Here is an 18,362-nt window from a genome sequence, read left to right on the forward strand (position 1 = left end):
GCTTGGCTATTCATGCGTGTATCTTCGGGGGTGGCGGCAAAATCACTTGAACTTTGTCGACGAGCGCCTGAACGCCCTGTGTTTGGGTTCTGTTCCCGAATTTCTCGAGGCGGGAAGGCGGAAGGCGTGACGCATCGATCCAACGGGCGAAAGAACGGGGCATCGTCTATGAAAACTGACGTAGTGGTATTGGGCGCCGGGATCGTCGGCATTTCGACCGCCATTCACCTGGCGCGTCGCGGCAAGTCGGTGGTGCTTCTCGATCGTCGCGGCGCGGGAGAGGAGACCTCCTACGGCAATGCCGGCCTCATCCAGCGGGAAGGGGTTTTTCCCTATGGATTTCCGCACGATTTCGGCGCGCTCTTCCGCTACGCGCTGAACAACACGATCGATGCCAGCTATCACTTCCGCGCGCTGCCGAGCCTAGTGCCTTTCCTGGCGCGGTACTGGTGGCACTCGGGCTTCACCCAGCATCAGCGGATCGCCCATCTCTACGCACCGCTGATCGAGAATTCGATCGCCGAGCACAGCGATCTGATCGACGCATCCGGCGCCGGCGACCTCATCCGCAAGGACGGCTGGATGAAGGTGTTCCGCACTGAAAAGGAGCGCGACGCAGCCTACAAGGATGCTGAAAAGCTCTCGGCCGGTTTCGGAGTCAATCACCAGAAACTCTCGACCAGCGAGCTGAAGACCATTGAGCCCTCGATCCAGGTTGAGCTGGCCGGCGGGCTGCGCTGGTCCGATCCCTGGTCGATCCGCGACCCGCACAGCCTGAACAAGGCCTATCTCGGCTATTTCCAATCGCTCGGTGGCCGGCTTGTCTCGGGCGATGCCGCAACGCTCGAACATATTCTCGAGGGCCCCGGCTGGCGCGTCGCAACGCCGGAAGGCCCGCTCGAAGCCCGTCAGGTGGTGGTTGCCCTCGGCCCCTGGGCCGACACGGTGACGCGCAAGCTGGGCTACCATTTCCCGCTTGCGGTCAAGCGCGGCTATCACATGCACTACGGCACCAAGGACGGTGCACAATTGAACAATTGGGTGCTGGACGAGGAAATGGGCTATTTCCTGGCGCCAATGCTGCGCGGCATCCGCCTGACCACAGGGGCCGAATTCGCGCTTCGCGATGCGCCGAAAACGCCCGTACAGTTGACCCGCGCGGAGCGCGTCGCCCGCGAGTTCTTCCCGCTCGCCGAGCGGCGCGACGAGGAGCCGTGGATCGGTGCGCGCCCCTGCACGCCCGACATGATGCCGATCATCGGCAAGGCTCCCAGACACGAAGGTCTGTGGTTCGCTTTCGGGCATGCCCATCACGGTATGACCCTCGGCCCCGTTACGGGGCGAGCACTTGCGGAAGCGATCACGGGCGAGAAGACGGTGATCGACCTTGCGCCCTACAGGCCGGACCGCTTCCTCGCGTAAATTGCTCGATCTTCCGGAGCAATTTTTTGTTCGATGTGGAACCAAAGCAGCGGAGGCGTGTTTCTCCCGCGGCTGGAGTAAAGGTTCAGTGCGTCCGTCCTTTGCCTTGCAGCCAGCCGCCCCCAATCCGGCGGCGAGGGAGGGCCGCTTCAATGAAAAAGCAGACGATCGAATTCGCCGGCGAGGCCGTGGGCGCGCTGATCCCCGACAATGGGCAATTGCGTTTCGTGGCGGTCAAATACAGCGTGTGGTCTCTCGATGGCCGGATCTTTGCGACCTCCGAGGAGGCGCTTCGGGCGGTCGCCTCGCTGCATGTCTTGCGCCAGAGGGAACCGGTCGGGGCAGGGCCTGCGCCTGCCGGTCACAGCGAAGCGATGGTCAGCGCCTGCCCGGTTTGATACGTCGAAGCGCTTACCTCGCTCGGCGCGTAAGGCCATTCTCTCACCCCCTCCGCTCGCCCGATCCGGAAGCTGCCCCGGCAGTGTCTTTCCGGCGAGGTTCGCCGGCGCCGTCCTCTTCACCCTCGGGTGCCTTCCATTGCAGCGCCACCTCCATCCGCCCGAGGATGAAGAGGACGATGAGGCTGGCCACCGCAGCGAAGGCGGCAATCAGCCAGAAGCCGAAGCCGATCGACAGACCGACGGCGCCGGCGAGCCACATGCCGGCGCCTGTCGTCAGGCCTTTGACCTCCCCTTTCGAGAACACGATCATGCCGGCAGCCAGGAAGGCGACCCCTGCGGTCACCGCTTCGACGACGCGGATCGGGTCGATGCGGACCTCCGGCCCCGACAGGCTCGTCATGTGCACGCTCTCGATCGCGACCACGGCGAAGATCGCCGAAGCAAGACTGACGAGGATATGCGTCCTCAGACCGGCGGGTTGCTGGCGCTTTTCGCGTTCTATGCCAATCAGAGCGCCGAGCAGGATTGCTCCCCCCAACCGTGCGAAGATGACCGGATAGGGCGTGCGTGTCCCAACGAAGATGTCGGCAAGGATCTGGTCCATGAATGTGCGGATCGCGTAGAAGTGGATTGCAAAGCCAAGGCGACACTACGCCGGAGCGGTGGAGCTCAGATCAAGGGGGCGGAGAGCCTCCTCTCCACCCGAAATCGTCGCTTTCCGGTTACTGGGCCGGAGGCGTCTGCGGCTGCGGTGCCGTTCCTTCAGGTGCCGGCGCCGGTGCCGGGGTCGTCGGCTGAGGTTGCGTTTCAGCCGGTGTCGTGCCCCCTGGCGTTGCGGCCGGCGCTGTCGCCTCTCCGCTTGTGGCGGGTTGGTCGGTCGCGGGCTCCGTCGTGGTCGTCGTCGAGGAAGTGGGAGTATCCTCCGCATCTCTGGTCAGTTCGGCCGGGAGCCAAGCAATGAGCGCAAGCACCAGACCGGCAAGCAGTATGACGAGCAACGGCCAAGTGCTGCGGGCGGCGCGCTCCTCATGCACTTCGGGACGCGGCGCCGGCTGGCCTGTAACCGGATCGACCGGAGGTCTGTCCTTCAACTGGTCGTTTGGGTCCATGGCAGTATCATCCTTTCTGGCCATCGTCCTTCGGCGCCAGCATCTGGCGGCCATGATTCCCTAAATCAGCGGGGACTTAAGGAGGGGCGTTCGACCATCGCAAGTATAACGTAGAGCCTCACCATCGTGGATGGAGAGGTGCTGCAATATTAAACGCGCGAAATATTGCAAGGTTCCGTTGCGGTCCTTCTGAAACACACCTGCGTTGGTAGAAGGTCCTTTACAGAGTGACCGTTCGACTGCAAGAACTGAACGGGTTTGAGCCGGACGAGCAAGCAGGGGAGGCACGCGAATGACCATGGCCTATGAAATTGGAACCTTCGTCGGACGTGCGTGGCGCCCGGACGTCGACGGGCCGAGCCTCGTGACCGTCCGAGCGGGAGAATTGATCGACATCACTTCGAAGGCGGTGCCGACGATGCGCGACCTCCTCGAGCTTCCCGATCCCGTCGCCCATGTGCGTTCGGCCTCCGGAGAGGCCATTGCCTCCGTCGACGCCGTCCTTGCAAAGGCGGAGCCCGGCCGGGACGCGGTTCATCTTCTTGCCCCTTGCGACCTTCAGGCGGTCAAGGCCTGCGGCGTCACCTTTGCCCGCTCGATGATCGAGCGCGTCATCGAGGAGCGCGCTGCCGGCGACGCCGCGCGGGCCGAGACGATCCGCACGCGGATGACGGCAATCATCGGCAACAGCTTGAGAAACCTGAAGGCCGGATCGCCTGAGGCAGCCGATGTCAAGTCCGCGCTGATCGAGGAGGGCGTCTGGTCGCAATATCTCGAAGTCGGCATCGGCCCCGACGCCGAGGTCTTCACCAAGGCCCAGCCGCTCTCGGCGGTCGGCTCAGGTGCGGCGGTCGGCCTGCATCCGATTTCGCGCTGGAACAACCCGGAGCCGGAGATCGTCCTTGCGGTTTCCGACGACGGGCGTGCCAAGGGCGCGACGCTCGGCAACGATGTCAATCTTCGCGACGTCGAGGGGCGCTCGGCGCTGCTTCTCGGCAAGGCCAAGGACAACAACGCCTCCTGCTCGGTCGGCCCCTTCATCCGCCTCTTCGACGAGACCTATGCGATCGACGACGTGCGCAACGCCGATCTCGATCTGCTGATCGAAGGCCCGGACGGCTTTCGCCTTAAGGGCGCCAGCACGATGCGCGAAATCAGCCGCGACCCTCTCGATCTCGTCGCCCAGACGATTGGGCCGCACCACCAGTATCCGGACGGCCTTTTGCTGTTCATGGGAACGCTCTTCGCTCCGGTCGAGGATCGCGGCGAGCCGGGCCAGGGTTTCACGCACAAGATCGGCGACGTGGTGACGATCTCGAGCCCGGCCCTCGGCAGCCTCGTCAACACGGTTCGCCTTTCCACCGACTGCCCGCCCTGGACGTTCGGAGCCGCATCGCTGATGCGCAATCTCGCTGACCGGGGCTTGCTTTAGAGCGAGGAGATTGGACCGATTGCATCGGGGCGCCGTTCGACGCAATCTCTGACGGCTGGATTGATCGTTCTTTCAGGGGTTGGGGGGTCGAAATGAAAGTCGCCTTCGGGTTGGCCGCGGCCAGCCTGTTCGTCGCAGTCGCGGCGTATCCGCTGCGGGCCGAACCGTTGCGCAGCATTGAGGAGGTCAGCAATGCGCTCGGCAAGTGCTGGACGCCTCCCGCCGGCATCAAGGATTCCTTCGTCACGCTCAAATTCGGCTTCCGCGGCAACGGCACGCTGATGGGCCCGCCCCAGCCGACGGCGATCCGGGTTACCGGAGACGCAGACCAGCGCAAGGCCTTCGTCGCGGCTGCGATGACAGCGCTCGAGAACTGCATGCCGCTGGAGTTTGCCCCGGAACTCGCCGACGAAATCGCGGGCAATGTGTTTACGTTGCAGTTCTATTCGGCGGACTGAGGGCCATCACTTGGATCGGCGCGCATTCAGCCGATGCCCGGCCTGTCTGCCGCTACAACCTCATGATTGCATCCCTGTTCCCGTAGGAACAACTCCTGGCTCTTCCGCAGATTAGCAATTTGCTCACGCCAGATCGGCGCAGCAACCCCAACTCTCGAGGAAGCCATGAGCAAAAATGTGAAGTCCAAGGCGCCGCTTCCGGCGGCGCTCGCGCTTGACCCGTTGGCCGCCGGCTACACCATTCCCGGTGTCGGCAACCAGACGGTGAACGGCGACGGCGGCAGCAACTCAATCGCCGCCGGTTCCGGCGAGGATACGATAACCGGCGGTCTCGGAGCGGATACGATCAATGCCGGCACGGGCGATGACGAAATCAGCAACCTCGGCGTCGCGGATCTCGCCGGCGACAGGATCGACGGCGCTCTCGGCTTCGATGAACTCCGCGTCGATTTCAGCGCATCCGGCAAGGGGGTTTCTTTTGCCGCGTTTGACCCGATCGTCTCGAAATCCGTCTTCGGCGCCACGATCGTCAATGTCGAAAGCTTCGAACTGGTGGGCAGCAACTACGCCGATACCTTCACCGGCGGCCGCTGGGACGATTGGTTCGAAGGCGGCGCCGGGAATGACGTTCTGAGCGGCGGCATTGGTGAGGACTGGCTCGAGGGAGACGCCGGCAACGACAGGATTTATGGCGGCAACGGGGGTGATTCCGTGCTGGGGGGCATCGGCGACGACTATCTCTCCGGCGGTTACGGAATCGACTGGCTTTCCGCGGACGACGGCAACGACACCCTGCTCGGCGGCGCCGGCGGCGACTACCTCTACGGCAGCTACGGGAACGACAACATCAAGGGTGAGAGCGGCACCGATACCATCTCCGGCGGCTCTGGCCGCGACATCATCGATGGCGGCTCGGAGGACGATTATCTCGCCGGCGACGGCGATGACGACACGGTCCTCGGCGGGGCGGGCAACGATACGATCCGCCACAACATGGAAAGCTGGGCAGGCGACGGCAAGGACGTGCTCGACGGCGGCGTCGGCTACGACGAGGTCGAACTGATCGGTCTCTCTGGAACCTTCACCGCCAAGGCCTCCTCGATCAAGCAGACACTTTCCAACGGCACCACCGTCGTCAATTTTGAAGCCTACGACATCTACGGCTCGGACGCGACCGACCGGTTCACCGGGTGGACCGGCGCCGATACGCTTTCCGGAAAATCGGGCAACGACACGCTCGTCGGCCTTGGCGGCAACGATCATCTCGACGGCGGCCTCGGCAGCGACGTCCTCGACGGCGGCGACGGCAACGACCTGTTGATCGTCGGCAGCGGCGGCAAGGATACGATCAGGGCCGGCAGCGGCACTGATTCGGTCTGGATCGATCGTTCCGATATCAACAGTGCCATGACCTTCACCGTTTCCGGCACGACCGCCAAGCTTTCCGATGGAACCGTCGTCACCGATGGCGAGAGCTTCACCATTGACACCGGCAACGGCAGCGACGTCATATCCGCCGGCACTGCGGCGTATATCAACGTCGATGCCGGCGCCGGCAACAACAGGCTGACCGGCGGCAAAGGCGGCGACAGCTTCTACAGCACCAGCGGCAGCGACACGGTCTTGGGCGGAGACGGTGACGACCGCATCGCCGACTATGGCGGCGGCACCAACAGGCTCGATGGCGGCAACGGCAACGACACCATTTCCGCTGCGACGGAGACGGGAACGGCACTGACCACCATGCTCGGTGGCGCAGGCGACGACTCCCTGAGCGTCAACTACGCGGGTGGCTCGACGGCAGGCCGATACGCCGTCGACGGCGGATCGGGAACCGACACGGTCTGGATCAGCCGGAACGACAGCACGAAGAATCTGTCCTTTGTGCTTTCCGCCAACGCGACGGTGGTCAACGGTGACATCACTGTGAGAAATGTCGAGGTGGTGAACTTCACCTCAGGCGCGGGGCACGACAGCCTGACGGCTGGCAATCTTGACGACGACCTCAACGGGATGGGCGGCAACGATACGCTGAAGGGTCTTGCCGGCAACGACGAGCTGACCGGCTGGACGGGCGCAGACAGGCTCTACGGTGGCGATGGCAACGACGTGCTTTGGGCCTGCGGCGGCATCAAGGACACCAGTGCTGACTGGCTCTACGGCGAGAAGGGCAACGACGTTCTCAACATCAATGCCGGCGACTACGCTTCCGGCGGCGACGGCTTCGACAGTCTTGTTATCGAGTTCGGCGACGAAACCTTCGACGTGTCCTTCGCCTTCGGAAACGGCCTCGTCAAGGTGAACGCCAACACGTCGTTTACCGGCATGGAGGCGCTCGAATATGTGGGTGGCTCGGGCAGGGACACGGTGACCGGTAGCGCGCAAATCGATTATCTCGACGGCGGCCTCGGAAACGATACGCTCAGGGGCGGCGCCGGCAATGACTATCTGGTCGACGGAAAGGGTAACGACAAACTCTATGGCGATGCGGGCAACGACACGTTCGACCGCTACAACGATGAGACGGGCACCGACTATTTCGACGGCGGCTCCGGTGTCGACACGCTCGAATTCGACATCGTGTCCGACCGGTCGGTGATCGTCGACCTGGAGAACAGTGCCAGGAACGGCGGGGTGGCGACCGGGCTGACGCTTGTCAGCATAGAAAACGTTGTCGGCCACAACAACGACGATACAATCCTAGGCAACAGCGCCGGCAACAGCCTCAGCGGTGGGTTGGGGGACGACAGGCTCGATGGGCGCGCTGGCAACGACAAGCTCGAAGGGGGTGCCCACGGCGACCTGCTGACCGGCGGCACCGGCGCGGACCAGTTCATCTATGCCTCGGGTGACTCGATCGGCTCCGGTGACCAGATCACCGACTTCAAGCGCGGCGAGGACAAGCTCGTCATCGACAAGAGCGCGTTCCACTTCTCCAACCTGGTGCTCTATTCCGGCACGGACCAGAAGGCGACGGGCACGGCCGCCCAGTTCTTCTTCGAGACGGACAATGGCCGCCTCTGGTACGACGCCGACGGCACCGGCAACGAGGCCGACGCCGTGCTGATGGCGACGTTGAACAAGGTCACGTCGCTCGCCGCCACCGATTTCCTCCTGGTGGCATAGCCGATCCCGTGAATCGCTGCAGGGGCAGCCAAAATGCATGGCGGCCCCTGCAGCGATTCACACCTGTCTTCGAGAGCCGCTGGCAGCCGCTGTCGAGAAGGTCGGCGCATCAAGCCCGGTGCGCGGATCTTCGCCAGCTGGAAATCAGCCTTAGCCAGGGCGCCGAATGGAAGGCGCTCATCAGCGCGTACATCGGTACCATGCCGGTCAGGCCGGACGCATCGCCGGCCGCCGCGCAGAGCATGTCCTGCGGGCCGTCAAGCAGGCCGGTCAGCACTGCCATGACGGCGAAGGTCGGCGCTGCCGCGAAGGACAGCCAATCAGCTGTCCTTAGGGCGTTGGCGTTGCAGCTGGAGGCATCGGCAGACCCGCTACCGGCGGCCGTCGTCCCCGAGCAATTGGAGTGGCGCAACATTGGCAGTCAGCCCTGGCCATACTCGTCGTGCCGGCGCCACCAGACGCCGGTCTCGTTGCGCCCCAGCGGCGCACGGTCGAGCCACTGATACATGCCCCATATGCCGTCCAGTCCGCGCGCATAGCTGGAATAGCTATGGTAGACGACGCCGTCCTCGAGCACGAAGGCGCTGAGCCCCGGCCTGTCGCGCGTATAGGTGGCGACGTCGGTTCCGGTCATGGCTGCGATCTGGGCGACCGGTCCCTCGCTGCCGCGCAACTGCCATTCCTGCACGGTCTTTCCTGCAAGCGGCTCGGGTGCGGGCGGCTCGCGGCGGAAGTTGTATTCGATGCGGCCCTCTCGCTGTTCATCCGCGGTGAACCAGACGCTGAAATCGCGATTGAAATCGCCATCGTTCGAGGACGCCCAGGGAAAGCTCCAGCCCATCCGCCGCTTGTAGGCCTGCAGCTTTGCGAGCGGCGCGCGGGATATCGCCGAAAAGGCGACGTCGTGGTTCTCGAGATGGACGACGATGCCGTTGAATCCGTCGGCGATCGCGGAGCAGGAGGGGCATCCGGCGGTGTAATCCGGCCCGAACATGAAATGGTAGACGAGCAGTTGCGAGCGGCCCCGGAAAAGGTCCCTGAGCGAGGCACTGCCTGCGTCGGTCTCGAAGCGGTAATCCTTGTCGATCCTGACCCAGGGCAAGGCCTGGCGCTGCCGCGCCAGCTCGTCGCTCCGGCGGGTCAGCTCCTTCTCGGCCTTCAGCAGTTCCAGCCGGGCGGCCAGCCATTCTTCGCGTGTCCCGGTCCTGTTTTCCGTCATCGCCTGTCTCCTCTTTCGGCTCGATGGGTCACGGCATAGAGTTAGCGCCGGACGTGGAGGCGGTGGGAGTTACAAGTGTGACGGGATTTCGATGGACTCGCTGATCACCGCTGCGGCGCGCGCGCTCGCGACGGGAGACCCGCTCGGCGCCTTGAAGCGGGTTGCGCTGCGCGACGATCCGCCCGCGCTGGCGCTGAGGGGTATCGCCATGGCCCAGCTCGGCGACTTTGCGCGGGCAAAGACCCTCCTCAGGAATGCCGGACGCGCCTTCGGTCCGAGGGAGGCGATGGCCCGCGCGAGATGCGTCGTCGCCGAGGCCGAAATCGCCCTTGTCTCGCGCGATCTCTCCTGGCCCGAGAAGGCGCTCGACACGGCACGGGCGACGCTCGAAAAGCATCGCGACTGGGTAAATGCCGCGCATGCACGCAATCTCAAGGTGAGGCGCCTGCTCCTGGTCGGCCGGCTGGACGAGGCCGAGCGTGCGCTCGCCGAGATCGACCCCGACCCGCTTCCGCCCGCCGCGCGGGCCGCCTACGAGCTGGTCGTGGCCGGGATCGCAATCCGGCGCCTCAGGACCAAGGCAGCCCGGGCAGCGCTTGCGCGCGCCGAGCAAGCCGCGCACGAAGCCGATATTCCCGCACTGGCGGCGGAGGTCGCAAGCGCATCCCTCGTCCTTGACTCCCCGGCGGCACGGCTGATCGCCCGGGGCGGGTCGCGCCCCTTGCTGCTCGAGGAAGTCGAAACATTGCTGGCGTCGAAGGCGCTTGTGGTGGACGCCTGTCGCCATGTCGTGCGGGGCGGAAGCGCGGCGGTGTCGCTTGCGACGCGGCCGGTTCTCTTCGCGCTGGCGCGCGCGCTCGGCGAAGCCTGGCCCGGTGACGTGCCGAGAGGCGCGCTCGTCGCACGCGCCTTCCGGGCCAAGCATGCCGATGAATCGCATCGCGCACGCCTACGCGTCGAGATCGGCAGGCTCCGGGCGGAGCTCGGGACCGTGGCGGAGGTGAGGGCGACGAAGCGCGGGTTTGCCCTGGTGCCGCGCACAGGCGAGGTCGTGGTGCTGGCGCCGCCCCTTGAAGGGCAGCATGCGGCGGTGCTCGCCCTTCTTTCCGACGGGGAGGCGTGGTCGAGCTCGGCGCTGGCGATTGCCCTTGGCAGCAGCCCGCGCACGGTGCAGCGGGCCCTGGAAGCGCTTGTGGCCGCCGGCAAGGTGCAGTCCTTCGGCCGCGGCCGGGCGCGCCGCTGGATCACTCCGCCGGTGCCGGCATTCCCGACAATCTTGTTACTCCCCGGCGCGCTGCCGGGCGACTAGCATCAGCGCATCAGAATATCGCAACCGATCGAATGGGATGAACACATGAAACACGCTCAGGCCGAAATCCTCCGCGAATATGGACCCTTTGAGGGCGCCGACAACGTGCATGGCGTCACTTTCGACGGCGAGCATGTCTGGTTCGCTTCCGGTGACAAGCTTAATGCCTTCGATCCGGCAAGCGGTGAGACGGTGCGCTCGATCGATGTCGCTGCCCACGCCGGCACCGCCTTCGACGGCCGGCACCTCTTTCAAATCGCCGAGGACCGCATCCAGAAGATCGACCCCAAGACCGGCCGCGTGATTTCGACGATCCCGGCGCCAGGCAACGGCGGAGACTCGGGGCTCGCCTGGGCCGAGGGAACGCTCTGGGTCGGGCAGCATCGCGGCCGGAAGATACATCAGATCGACCCCGAAACCGGCGCGGTTCTTCGTACCATCGAGTCCAACCGCGTCGTTACCGGTGTGACCTGGATAGATGGCGAGCTTTGGCACGGCACCTGGGAGGGTGACGAGAGCGAGGTGAGGCGGGTCGATCCTGAGTCCGGCAAGGTGTTGGAGACCCTCGACATGCCCGCGGGAATGGGCGTATCGGGTCTCGAATCCGATGGCGGCGATCGGTTCTTCTGCGGCGGCGGAAAGAGCGGGAAGGTAAGGACGGTGCGGCGGCCGAAGTGAGGCTTTGTCGCTGATCGTGGCTCCGCTGATCCCGTTATTTAATCTAGAGGGAGATTCCGGCCTCGCGGAGACCGTCCACCAGCCGATCGAGCAGATTGGGATCGCGGTAGGGTAAAGCCCGCCGCAGGTGATCGAAGGAAAAGCTGGGGTTGACCTCCAATACCTCGCGCCAATAGCGCCGCGCTTCCTCGTGGCGCCCGATGCGACCATAAAGGCAGGCGAGATAAAAACGCGTCATGTCCGATCGTGGCGAAAGCGTCAGCCGACGCTTGAACGCGATCTCCGCCTCGTCAAAACGCCCGAGGCTTAAGAGAGCCCGACCCTGGAAATGCAGAGACAGGTCGAATTGCGGATCAAGCCGGTGGGCTCGTGCGTATAGCTCCAGGGCTTCCTCGTGCCGACCCTGGAAATCCCTTATGGTGCCGAGTGCGGTCTGGGCGCTGGCCAAATTGGGATCGAGCTCGATCGCCCGCTGTGCGGCGTCCTCCGCCTCGTCGAGACGCCGCATCCAGGAAAGAGCAAGTGAGAGTGCGTGAGGGCCTAACGGCTCGGTGTCGTCCGTATCGATTGCCTTCCGGGCCAGCTCGAGCGCCTGTGTGAGATATTCAGGTGTCGCGTCGTTCCACCGATTGATAAAATCGGTCAAGGCGATGATCGCAAGCGAAGCATAAGCAGCTGCCAATGCGGGATCGATCGCAATGGCGCGCTGCAGCATGCCGCGTGCTTCCAGGGAGGATTGGGCGTTGAACTGCACGATGGCCTGACGGGCACGAACGAGCAGGTCATAGGCTTCCGGATCCACCTTGCCGCGGACCTCGCGGCGCTCCTCTTCCCCGGCTGTCAGCTTCACTCTGAGCGCATTGACGATTGTGCGGGTCACTTCATCCTGAACCGCGAAGATATCTTCAAGCCCGCGATCGTAGCGCTCCGCCCACAGATGACCGCCCGTGGTGCCGTCGATCATCTGGGCGTTGATGCGGATGCGGTCGGCAGCTCTGCGCACGCTCCCTTCCAGGACGTAGCGGACGCCGAGGTCCCGGCTCACCTTGCGGATGTCCGGCGTCGTGCCCTTGTAGGCGAAAGAGGAATTGCGCGCGATGACGAATAGGCCGGAGACCTTCGAGAGATCCGTGATGATGTCCTCGGTTATGCCATCCGCGAAATAGCCCTGCTCCGGGTCGCCGGACATGTTGTCGAAGGGTAGAACGGCGATGGAGGGCTTCTTTGGAAGTTGCGGCGGGGCCTTGCCAGCAATCTCGACGGGAGCGCTCGTACGGTCGTCCGGTGACCAGGTCCAGATGTGGACCTGGCGCTCGATGTTCTTGACGGCGTGATAACCGCCGTCGACGAACCCAAGTCCGATGCGCCCGTGCACATATTCATGGATACCATCCGAAATCGCCACGCCGCCAGGATCCGCAAGTGCCTCGATCCGGGCCGCCACATTCACGCCATCGCCGTAGAGATCGCTGTCCTCGACCATGATATCGCCGAGGTTAACGCCGACCCGGAGGAGGATCGCCCGCTCGTCCGGCGTGGCTCTGTTCGCAGCCGCCATGGCCTGCTGAAGTGCGGCCGCGCATTCAACAGCGTTTACCGCGCTGCCGAACTCCACAAGCATGCCGTCGCCGGTCCTCTTGAAGACGCGGCCTTGATGCGTTTCGACCAGCGGCTCCAGCACCTCTTTCCAACGCGCCATCAGCAGGGTGTGCGTGCTCTTCTCATCCCTCTCCATGAGCCGGCTATAACCGACTACGTCGGCCGCCAAGATGGCGGCAAGCCGGCGTCTGATGGTTTCATTGGCCATGAGCAATGGCGCCTTCCTAGCACCTTTGTCGATTTTACTGGCGTCTTGCTTCGCTGTCTATTCGGCAAAGGCCTTGGTCGGCTGCTAGCGCCAGACCACGGTTATCTACCGTATGGCGGCATCGAGCCCAGAATTCGAAAGCCGACAATGTCAGTTCATTACCGGAATCGTAGGGTGTAATCGCCGCGGACTACCGACCGCTCTATATTGGCGGTCGAACGGTTGTTGTCGTATGCTCGAGAGTGCACACCGTCTAAACGGAGTCCCGAAATTGAGCGTTGCCTTCACGAAGGAAGAGAGTGCCGAAACAGCTTCGGAAACTCTGCTGCCTGACCGCCCGATTTCGTCACATCCGAACCTTGTGACGGAAGCGGGATTGAAGGCTCTGGAAGCGCAGCTCCAACAGGCTCGCGAGGGCTATTCTGCTGCAAGCACTATAGAAGACGTGAACGAGCGCCGGCGGCAAGCTGCGGGACCCATGCGTGATCTGCGCTACTTCGCGGAAAGGGTTCGCACGGCTCAGCTGATGCCGGATCCAACTTCAGATGAAACCGTGGCCTTCGGCAGCACGGTAACCTTCAGCCGCGATGATGGGCGGGTACAGACCTATCGGATCGTCGGCGAGGACGAAGCAGACCCGAAGCTCGGGTCGATTTCGTATGTTTCTCCGGTCGCGAGGGTTCTCATGGGCAAAACGATTGGGGACGTCGTCAGCGTAGGCGATCACGAGCTCGAGATTGTCGCTATTTCTTAGCGTACTCCCTTCGGCGCATGTGGTGTGATTCCGCGCGCTGGCGAGAGGGGAATTCAATGACAAAGAAAAAAGTGGCTGGGGAACCTGGATTCGAACCAGGACTAACGGAGTCAGAGTCCGCTGGTCTACCGTTAACCTATTCCCCAAGGCCTGCAGGCGGTGTGGTCGCCCGCGTCGGTGTGGCGGGCTTATAAACAAAAGAACCGCCGATGCAAATACCTTTTGGCAAAAAAATGCGGCCGGCCTGTGGTGAAGGTGCGATCCGTTTGTAAGGACGATGCAGAGCGTGGCCTTCGCCCCCAAGGGGTAGAGAATTGGGCCGAATCCGGGGGCTTAAAAAAAGTTTGGCGAAAAAGGGCGGCGCTGGTACAGTCGCGCCAACGCAAAATCGAGAGAGCGCCTTGAGCGGCCGGAAGGCTTCGCGCGGCGCGATGGTTGAGACAAGTGAAAGACCCCGAACACGGCGCAAAGCCGTCTGAAACCGGGGCGTCGGCAGCAGGTCGTGGCGAGGCGCATAAGCTTGTGCCGCGCGGCGGCAAGGGGAAACGGAGGCGGCGCAAGCCGTCCGGTTCGCCGTCTGCAATTGCCAGCCGATCCGGGCTTTCCGGAGAGGCAGGGCGTCCCGCAGCACTGGACGAAGCGGAGCCGGCGCGCAAGCGCAAGCGGCGCCGCCGTTCGAAGGCCGCAAGGCAGCAGGGCCAGGCTCCCGCCGCCGTCTCCGGCGCCGCCCACGAGCCGGCGATCACCGACAAGAAGGGTCAGAAGCGCGGCAAGAAGGCGCGTCAAAGACGTGGTCTGCAGGGGCGGCCGCTCGCTTCCAGCGGCAAGCCGCTGGACTCCGAGCGGCTCGCGGATACCCAACGTTCGCGCGATGTCCCGCTCGCCCAGCAGCCGCGCAAGGATGAGGTGCGCGCTCCTTATCTGGCTCCGAGCGAGCCGCCGGCGCCGCTCTATGCGGCGCTCGATCTCGGCACCAACAATTGCCGCCTGCTGGTCGCCCAGCCGACCCGGCCGGGGCAGTTCCGCGTCGTTGACGCCTTTTCCCGCATCGTCCGGCTCGGCGAGGGCCTTGGCGCCAGCGGCAGGCTCTCCGACGATGCGATGGAGCGCTCCGTCGAGGCGTTGAAAATCTGCGCCGGCAAGCTCAACGCCCGGTCGATCCGCCGTCGCCGTCTGATCGCCACCGAGGCGGCGCGCGCCGCCGAAAATGGCGCGGCCTTCATGAAGCGCGTCGCCGAGGAAACCGGCCTCGACCTCGAAATCATCGATCGCGAAACCGAGGCGCGGCTTGCCGTTTCCGGCTGCTCCTCGCTCGTCGATCGCGAGACCAAGTCGGTCGTGCTCTTCGACATCGGCGGCGGCTCGTCGGAAATCGCGGTGATCCGCATCGGCGACAACCGCTCGAGCCGGCTTGCCAACCACATCACCCATTGGACCTCGCTGCCCGTCGGCGTCGTCACCCTGTCCGAACGCCACGGCGGCGAGCATGTCACGCCTGATAGTTTCGAGACGATGGTGCGCGAGGTCGAAGGCATGCTCGACCGCTTCGACGGCCCCTCGGTCGAAGCGCTGGAAAGCGCCTCCGGCAGCGGCTTCCACCTGATCGGCACGTCGGGCACGGTGACGACGCTGGCCGGCGTCCATCTCGATCTGCCGCGCTACGACCGGCGCCGCGTCGACGGTCTCTGGCTCTCCGACGAGGAGGTCTCGGCGATGCAGGCGCGGCTGCTCTCCTGGGATTTCGCCGCGCGTGCCGCCAATCCCTGCATCGGTCCGGACCGGGCCGATCTGGTGCTCGCCGGCTGCGCCATCCTCGAGGCGATCCGCCGCCGCTGGCCGTCGAACCGCATGCGTGTCGCCGACCGGGGGCTCAGAGAGGGTCTGCTGACCGACATGATGGCCGATGACGGGGCCTGGCGGCGCGGGCGTCCGCGTCGCTATCAGCAGCGCGGCCCGGCCCTGGCCGGCGAAGAGCGGCAAAGGTCCCAAGAAGGGAACAAGGCATGACGAAATCCCCGATCGGCGGCAACCGCAGCGGCCGCAAGCTCGGTCAGAAGGTGAAGAAGGGCAAGCTCAAGGCCTCCTCGCGCCGCTGGATCGAACGGCACATCAATGATCCCTACGTGCAGCGCGCCCAGCTCGAGGGCTATCGCGCCCGGGCGGCCTTCAAGCTCTTGGAGATCGACGAGAAGCACAAGATTCTGGCCGGCGCCCGGCGCATCATCGATCTCGGTGCCGCACCCGGCAGCTGGTCGCAGATCGCCGCCAAGGTGACGAATTCGACCGATGCGGATCCGCGCGTCGCTGCGATCGACTTTCTCGAGATGGATCCGATCCCGGGGGTCCGCTTCCTGCAGATGGATTTCCTCGATCCCGAAGCGCCGGAGATGCTCAAGCAGGCGATCGGCGGCACGCCCGACCTCGTCATCTCCGACATGGCGGCGCCGACCACCGGCCACCGCCAGACCGACCATCTGCGCACAATGCATCTCTGCGAGGTGGCGGCGCACTTTGCCGTCGACGTGCTCGCCAAGGGCGGGCACTTCCTGGCAAAAACCTTCCAGGGCGGTACGGAGCGCGACCTTCTCAACATGCTGAAGCAGAATTTCCGCCAGGTCATCCATGTAAAGCCGGCCTCGTCGCGCGCTGAATCGGTCGAGATGTTCCTGCTCGCCAAGGATTTCAAGGGCCGGCAGGCGGCCGACAGCGAGGAAACGGCGGAAGACGCCGCGGCGGAATAGGACGATGTTGCTTTACGTCACGGTCGGCACCAACGATCTCGAACGCGCCGGCGCCTTCTATGATCCGGTTGTCGCGACCCTGGGTTTTCGGCGGCAGCGGTGGGACGAAACCGAGATCGGCTACGGCGCCGACGGCGATGTGCGCGTCCGCTTCTGGGTGGTCACCCCGTTCAACCGCGAGCCTGCCACCTGTGGCAACGGCGTGAGCATCGCGCTCGTGGCCGAGACGCGGAGCGCCGTCGATGCCTTCCACGCGGTGGCGCTTGCTAGTGGCGGCACGGACGAGGGCGCGCCGGGGTTGCGGCCGTTCCACGCGCATTTTTATGGCGCCTGGGTCCGCGATCTCGATGGCAACAAGATTGCCGCCGTCTGCGAACGGCCGGAATAGGGCAGGATACGTACGGCCTGCCTGAGAAGACAATCGAGGTGGAACCCACCCCCTGCCCGGCAGGGCAGAGGGGCTACGGCCGGCGATGTTCCTGTAGGACGCTCTACTTACCCGCTGTCGCCTCGGCTTCCCGCAGCGCCTTTCGATGGCCGGAGACGGAAGCGCCGGCATTCTTCGCCATGGTCAGGAAGGGGATCGCCGCCAGCAGGTTGGCGACGGCGATGATCATGAAGGCGATGTGGAAGTCGTCGAGTGCCAGCGGTCCGCCGCCGATCGCGGTTTGGATTTCCAGGATCGCGCCCGCCACCGCCACGCCGAGCGCAAGGCTGATCTGCTGCAGCACCGCGCTCATCGACGTCGCCTTGCTGGCGTCCGCGTCCTCGATATCGGCGAAGGAAAGGGCGTTGACGCCGGTGAAGAAGAACGAGCGGGCGAAGCCGGCAATGAGCAGGATCGTGAGCATGACGAGGTAAGGCGTCGCCGGCGTGAAGAAGCCGTTGATGAAGGTCATGCCGGCGGCGATGACGGCGGCAATGATCAGCGTCGTGCGGAAGCCGGCAAAGGCGAGAACGCGGCGGGCGAAGAATTTTGTGGTGATCGCGCCAACGGCGCCGATGAAGGTGATCAGCCCCGACTGGAACGGATTGAGGCCGAAGCCGATCTGCAGCATTAACGGCATCAGGAACGGAACGGCGCCGACGGAAATGCGGAAGACCGTGCCGCCGATCGAGGCGGCGCGGAAGGCGCTGTCGCGAAACAGCTTGAGGTCGAGCACCGGTGCCGGATGGCGGCGTGCGTGGAAGATGTAAAGGAAGGTCGCGGCAATGCCCGCCGCGACGGAAGCGATGCCGATCGCCGGCGGCAGGGCCGGCAGGCTGATGACCGAAAGGCCAAAGACGATGCCCGAGGCGGCGATGCCGCCGAGCAGAAATCCGAGAATGTCGACCGGCGGCGGGTTTTGCCGCTCCATCTCCGGCAAGTAGATGCCCGAGAGCACATAGCCGGCAATGCCGACCGGCACATTGATCAGGAAGATCCAGTGCCAGGAGAAATAGGTGGTGATGAAGCCGCCGAGCGGCGGGCCCGCCAAGGGCCCGACGAGAGCGGGGATCGTGAGCAGCGCCATGGCCGAGACAAGCTCGCTGCGCGGGGTGCCGCGCACCAGCACGAGGCGCGCCACCGGCGTCATCATGGCGCCACCCATGCCCTGCAGGAAGCGCGACAAGACAAAAGCGACAAGGCTGTCTGCGACGGCACAGAACACCGATCCGGCGATGAACACGAGCATTGCCGCGCGAAAGATGCGCTTGGCACCGAATCGGTCCGCCATCCAGCCGCTCAAGGGAATGAAGATGGCGAGCGCCACCATATAGGAGGTGAGCGCCAGCTTGAGCGTGATCGGCCCTACGCCGATGTCATGCGCGATCGCCGGCAGCGACGTCGAAATGACGGTGGAATCCATCTGCTCCATGAAGAGAGCGACGGCGAGGATCATCGGGACGATGCGGTTCATGAGAG

The 18,362-nt window shown here is 64.4% G+C and carries 17 protein-coding genes and 1 tRNA gene; 11 read left to right on the forward strand and 7 right to left on the reverse strand.

Going from position 1 to position 18,362, the window contains the following annotated elements:
* Positions 1-168 precede the first annotated feature (168 nt).
* Both ATC00_RS04220 and ATC00_RS04225 read left to right on the forward strand, forming a co-directional pair.
* Entirely contained in the window at positions 169-1,422 is a 1,254-nt protein-coding gene (locus ATC00_RS04220) for an NAD(P)/FAD-dependent oxidoreductase (RefSeq protein ID WP_064252076.1), read from the forward strand.
* Between the two features lie 152 nt (positions 1,423-1,574).
* Positions 1,575-1,820: a hypothetical protein gene (locus ATC00_RS04225; protein ID WP_037378946.1), complete on the forward strand. Its 246-nt coding sequence runs from the start codon at positions 1,575-1,577 to the stop codon at positions 1,818-1,820.
* A gap of 43 nt (positions 1,821-1,863) precedes the next feature.
* On the opposite strand, the gene ATC00_RS04230 is transcribed toward ATC00_RS04225, so the two are convergent.
* Together ATC00_RS04230 and ATC00_RS04235 are read right to left on the reverse strand one after the other, a co-directional pair.
* Positions 1,864-2,427 carry an MgtC/SapB family protein gene (locus ATC00_RS04230; protein WP_037378948.1) on the reverse strand — a complete coding sequence of 188 codons (564 nt, stop codon included), beginning with the start codon at positions 2,425-2,427 and terminating at the stop codon, positions 1,864-1,866.
* Positions 2,428-2,545: 118 nt separating this feature from the next.
* On the reverse strand, positions 2,546-2,932 hold the full coding sequence (locus ATC00_RS04235) for a hypothetical protein (protein ID WP_037378950.1): 387 nt from the start codon (positions 2,930-2,932) through the stop codon (positions 2,546-2,548).
* Positions 2,933-3,224: 292 nt separating this feature from the next.
* On the opposite strand from ATC00_RS04235, the gene ATC00_RS04240 reads away from it, so the two are divergent.
* The 3 genes from ATC00_RS04240 to ATC00_RS04250 all read left to right on the forward strand — a co-directional run bounded on the left by ATC00_RS04240 (position 3,225) and on the right by ATC00_RS04250 (position 7,948).
* A complete protein-coding gene (locus tag ATC00_RS04240; RefSeq protein WP_082912008.1) occupies positions 3,225-4,364 on the forward strand; it encodes a fumarylacetoacetate hydrolase family protein in 1,140 nt (379 codons plus the stop codon).
* A 92-nt stretch (positions 4,365-4,456) separates the two neighbouring features.
* Positions 4,457-4,822 (forward strand): hypothetical protein, encoded by a 366-nt coding sequence (locus ATC00_RS04245; protein WP_064252077.1) that lies wholly within the window; start codon positions 4,457-4,459, stop codon positions 4,820-4,822.
* 165 nt (positions 4,823-4,987) lie between these two features.
* Positions 4,988-7,948 carry a calcium-binding protein gene (locus ATC00_RS04250; protein ID WP_064252078.1) on the forward strand — a complete coding sequence of 987 codons (2,961 nt, stop codon included), beginning with the start codon at positions 4,988-4,990 and terminating at the stop codon, positions 7,946-7,948.
* A gap of 109 nt (positions 7,949-8,057) precedes the next feature.
* Here ATC00_RS04250 and ATC00_RS04255 read toward each other — a convergent pair whose 3' ends face one another.
* Both ATC00_RS04255 and ATC00_RS04260 read right to left on the reverse strand, forming a co-directional pair.
* Complete coding sequence (locus tag ATC00_RS04255; RefSeq protein WP_064252079.1) at positions 8,058-8,363, reverse strand: hypothetical protein; 306 nt, start codon at positions 8,361-8,363, stop codon at positions 8,058-8,060.
* A gap of 6 nt (positions 8,364-8,369) precedes the next feature.
* Positions 8,370-9,167 (reverse strand): DUF899 domain-containing protein, encoded by a 798-nt coding sequence (locus ATC00_RS04260; protein WP_064252080.1) that lies wholly within the window; start codon positions 9,165-9,167, stop codon positions 8,370-8,372.
* 91 nt (positions 9,168-9,258) lie between these two features.
* Here ATC00_RS04260 and ATC00_RS04265 point away from each other — a divergent pair, with 91 nt between their 5' ends.
* Entirely contained in the window at positions 9,259-10,476 is a 1,218-nt protein-coding gene (locus tag ATC00_RS04265; protein ID WP_064252081.1) for a hypothetical protein, read from the forward strand.
* 45 nt (positions 10,477-10,521) lie between these two features.
* Entirely contained in the window at positions 10,522-11,154 is a 633-nt protein-coding gene (locus ATC00_RS04270) for a Vgb family protein (RefSeq protein WP_037378962.1), read from the forward strand.
* A gap of 43 nt (positions 11,155-11,197) precedes the next feature.
* Here ATC00_RS04270 and ATC00_RS04275 read toward each other — a convergent pair whose 3' ends face one another.
* Positions 11,198-12,961: an adenylate/guanylate cyclase domain-containing protein gene (locus ATC00_RS04275; RefSeq protein WP_037378965.1), complete on the reverse strand. Its 1,764-nt coding sequence runs from the start codon at positions 12,959-12,961 to the stop codon at positions 11,198-11,200.
* A 271-nt stretch (positions 12,962-13,232) separates the two neighbouring features.
* On the opposite strand from ATC00_RS04275, the gene greA reads away from it, so the two are divergent.
* Positions 13,233-13,715, forward strand: coding sequence for a transcription elongation factor GreA (gene greA, locus ATC00_RS04280; protein ID WP_064252082.1), 483 nt, complete (start codon positions 13,233-13,235; stop codon positions 13,713-13,715).
* A 72-nt stretch (positions 13,716-13,787) separates the two neighbouring features.
* Here greA and ATC00_RS04285 read toward each other — a convergent pair.
* Positions 13,788-13,861: transfer RNA gene (locus tag ATC00_RS04285), tRNA-Gln, on the reverse strand.
* A gap of 298 nt (positions 13,862-14,159) precedes the next feature.
* Between ATC00_RS04285 and ATC00_RS04290 the strand changes: the two genes are divergently transcribed.
* Genes ATC00_RS04290 through ATC00_RS04300 form a run of 3 tightly spaced genes read left to right on the forward strand, consistent with a single transcriptional unit; the run spans position 14,160 to position 16,844 of the window.
* Complete coding sequence (locus tag ATC00_RS04290; protein WP_064252083.1) at positions 14,160-15,722, forward strand: Ppx/GppA phosphatase family protein; 1,563 nt, start codon at positions 14,160-14,162, stop codon at positions 15,720-15,722.
* Positions 15,719-16,456, forward strand: coding sequence for an RlmE family RNA methyltransferase (locus ATC00_RS04295; RefSeq protein WP_064252084.1), 738 nt, complete (start codon positions 15,719-15,721; stop codon positions 16,454-16,456). The genes ATC00_RS04290 and ATC00_RS04295 overlap by 4 nt, the downstream gene beginning before the upstream one ends.
* A gap of 4 nt (positions 16,457-16,460) precedes the next feature.
* A complete protein-coding gene (locus tag ATC00_RS04300) occupies positions 16,461-16,844 on the forward strand; it encodes a VOC family protein (protein ID WP_064252085.1) in 384 nt (127 codons plus the stop codon).
* A 103-nt stretch (positions 16,845-16,947) separates the two neighbouring features.
* Here ATC00_RS04300 and ATC00_RS04305 read toward each other — a convergent pair whose 3' ends face one another.
* Positions 16,948-18,357: a DHA2 family efflux MFS transporter permease subunit gene (locus tag ATC00_RS04305; RefSeq protein ID WP_064252086.1), complete on the reverse strand. Its 1,410-nt coding sequence runs from the start codon at positions 18,355-18,357 to the stop codon at positions 16,948-16,950.
* Between the last annotated feature and the right edge of the window lie 5 nt (positions 18,358-18,362).

It is taken from the genome of Sinorhizobium americanum, assembly GCF_001651855.1.
Classification (GTDB): Bacteria; Pseudomonadota; Alphaproteobacteria; order Rhizobiales; family Rhizobiaceae; genus Sinorhizobium; species Sinorhizobium americanum.

Bases quoted from the DNA above. Each gene is read 5' to 3' on its own strand.
- ATC00_RS04300 (WP_064252085.1), top strand. From the start codon at position 16,461: ATGTTGCTTTACGTCACGGTCGGCACCAACGATCTCGAACGCGCCGGC.
- ATC00_RS04225 (WP_037378946.1), top strand. From the start codon at position 1,575: ATGAAAAAGCAGACGATCGAATTCGCCGGCGAGGCCGTGGGCGCGCTG.
- ATC00_RS04275 (WP_037378965.1), bottom strand. From the start codon at position 12,961: ATGGCCAATGAAACCATCAGACGCCGGCTTGCCGCCATCTTGGCGGCC.
- ATC00_RS04295 (WP_064252084.1), top strand. From the start codon at position 15,719: ATGACGAAATCCCCGATCGGCGGCAACCGCAGCGGCCGCAAGCTCGGT.
- ATC00_RS04265 (WP_064252081.1), top strand. From the start codon at position 9,259: ATGGACTCGCTGATCACCGCTGCGGCGCGCGCGCTCGCGACGGGAGAC.
- ATC00_RS04260 (WP_064252080.1), bottom strand. From the start codon at position 9,167: ATGACGGAAAACAGGACCGGGACACGCGAAGAATGGCTGGCCGCCCGG.
- ATC00_RS04235 (WP_037378950.1), bottom strand. From the start codon at position 2,932: ATGGACCCAAACGACCAGTTGAAGGACAGACCTCCGGTCGATCCGGTT.
- ATC00_RS04240 (WP_082912008.1), top strand. From the start codon at position 3,225: ATGACCATGGCCTATGAAATTGGAACCTTCGTCGGACGTGCGTGGCGC.
- ATC00_RS04250 (WP_064252078.1), top strand. From the start codon at position 4,988: ATGAGCAAAAATGTGAAGTCCAAGGCGCCGCTTCCGGCGGCGCTCGCG.
- ATC00_RS04245 (WP_064252077.1), top strand. From the start codon at position 4,457: ATGAAAGTCGCCTTCGGGTTGGCCGCGGCCAGCCTGTTCGTCGCAGTC.
- ATC00_RS04230 (WP_037378948.1), bottom strand. From the start codon at position 2,427: ATGGACCAGATCCTTGCCGACATCTTCGTTGGGACACGCACGCCCTAT.
- ATC00_RS04220 (WP_064252076.1), top strand. From the start codon at position 169: ATGAAAACTGACGTAGTGGTATTGGGCGCCGGGATCGTCGGCATTTCG.
- ATC00_RS04305 (WP_064252086.1), bottom strand. From the start codon at position 18,357: ATGAACCGCATCGTCCCGATGATCCTCGCCGTCGCTCTCTTCATGGAG.
- ATC00_RS04270 (WP_037378962.1), top strand. From the start codon at position 10,522: ATGAAACACGCTCAGGCCGAAATCCTCCGCGAATATGGACCCTTTGAG.
- ATC00_RS04255 (WP_064252079.1), bottom strand. From the start codon at position 8,363: ATGTTGCGCCACTCCAATTGCTCGGGGACGACGGCCGCCGGTAGCGGG.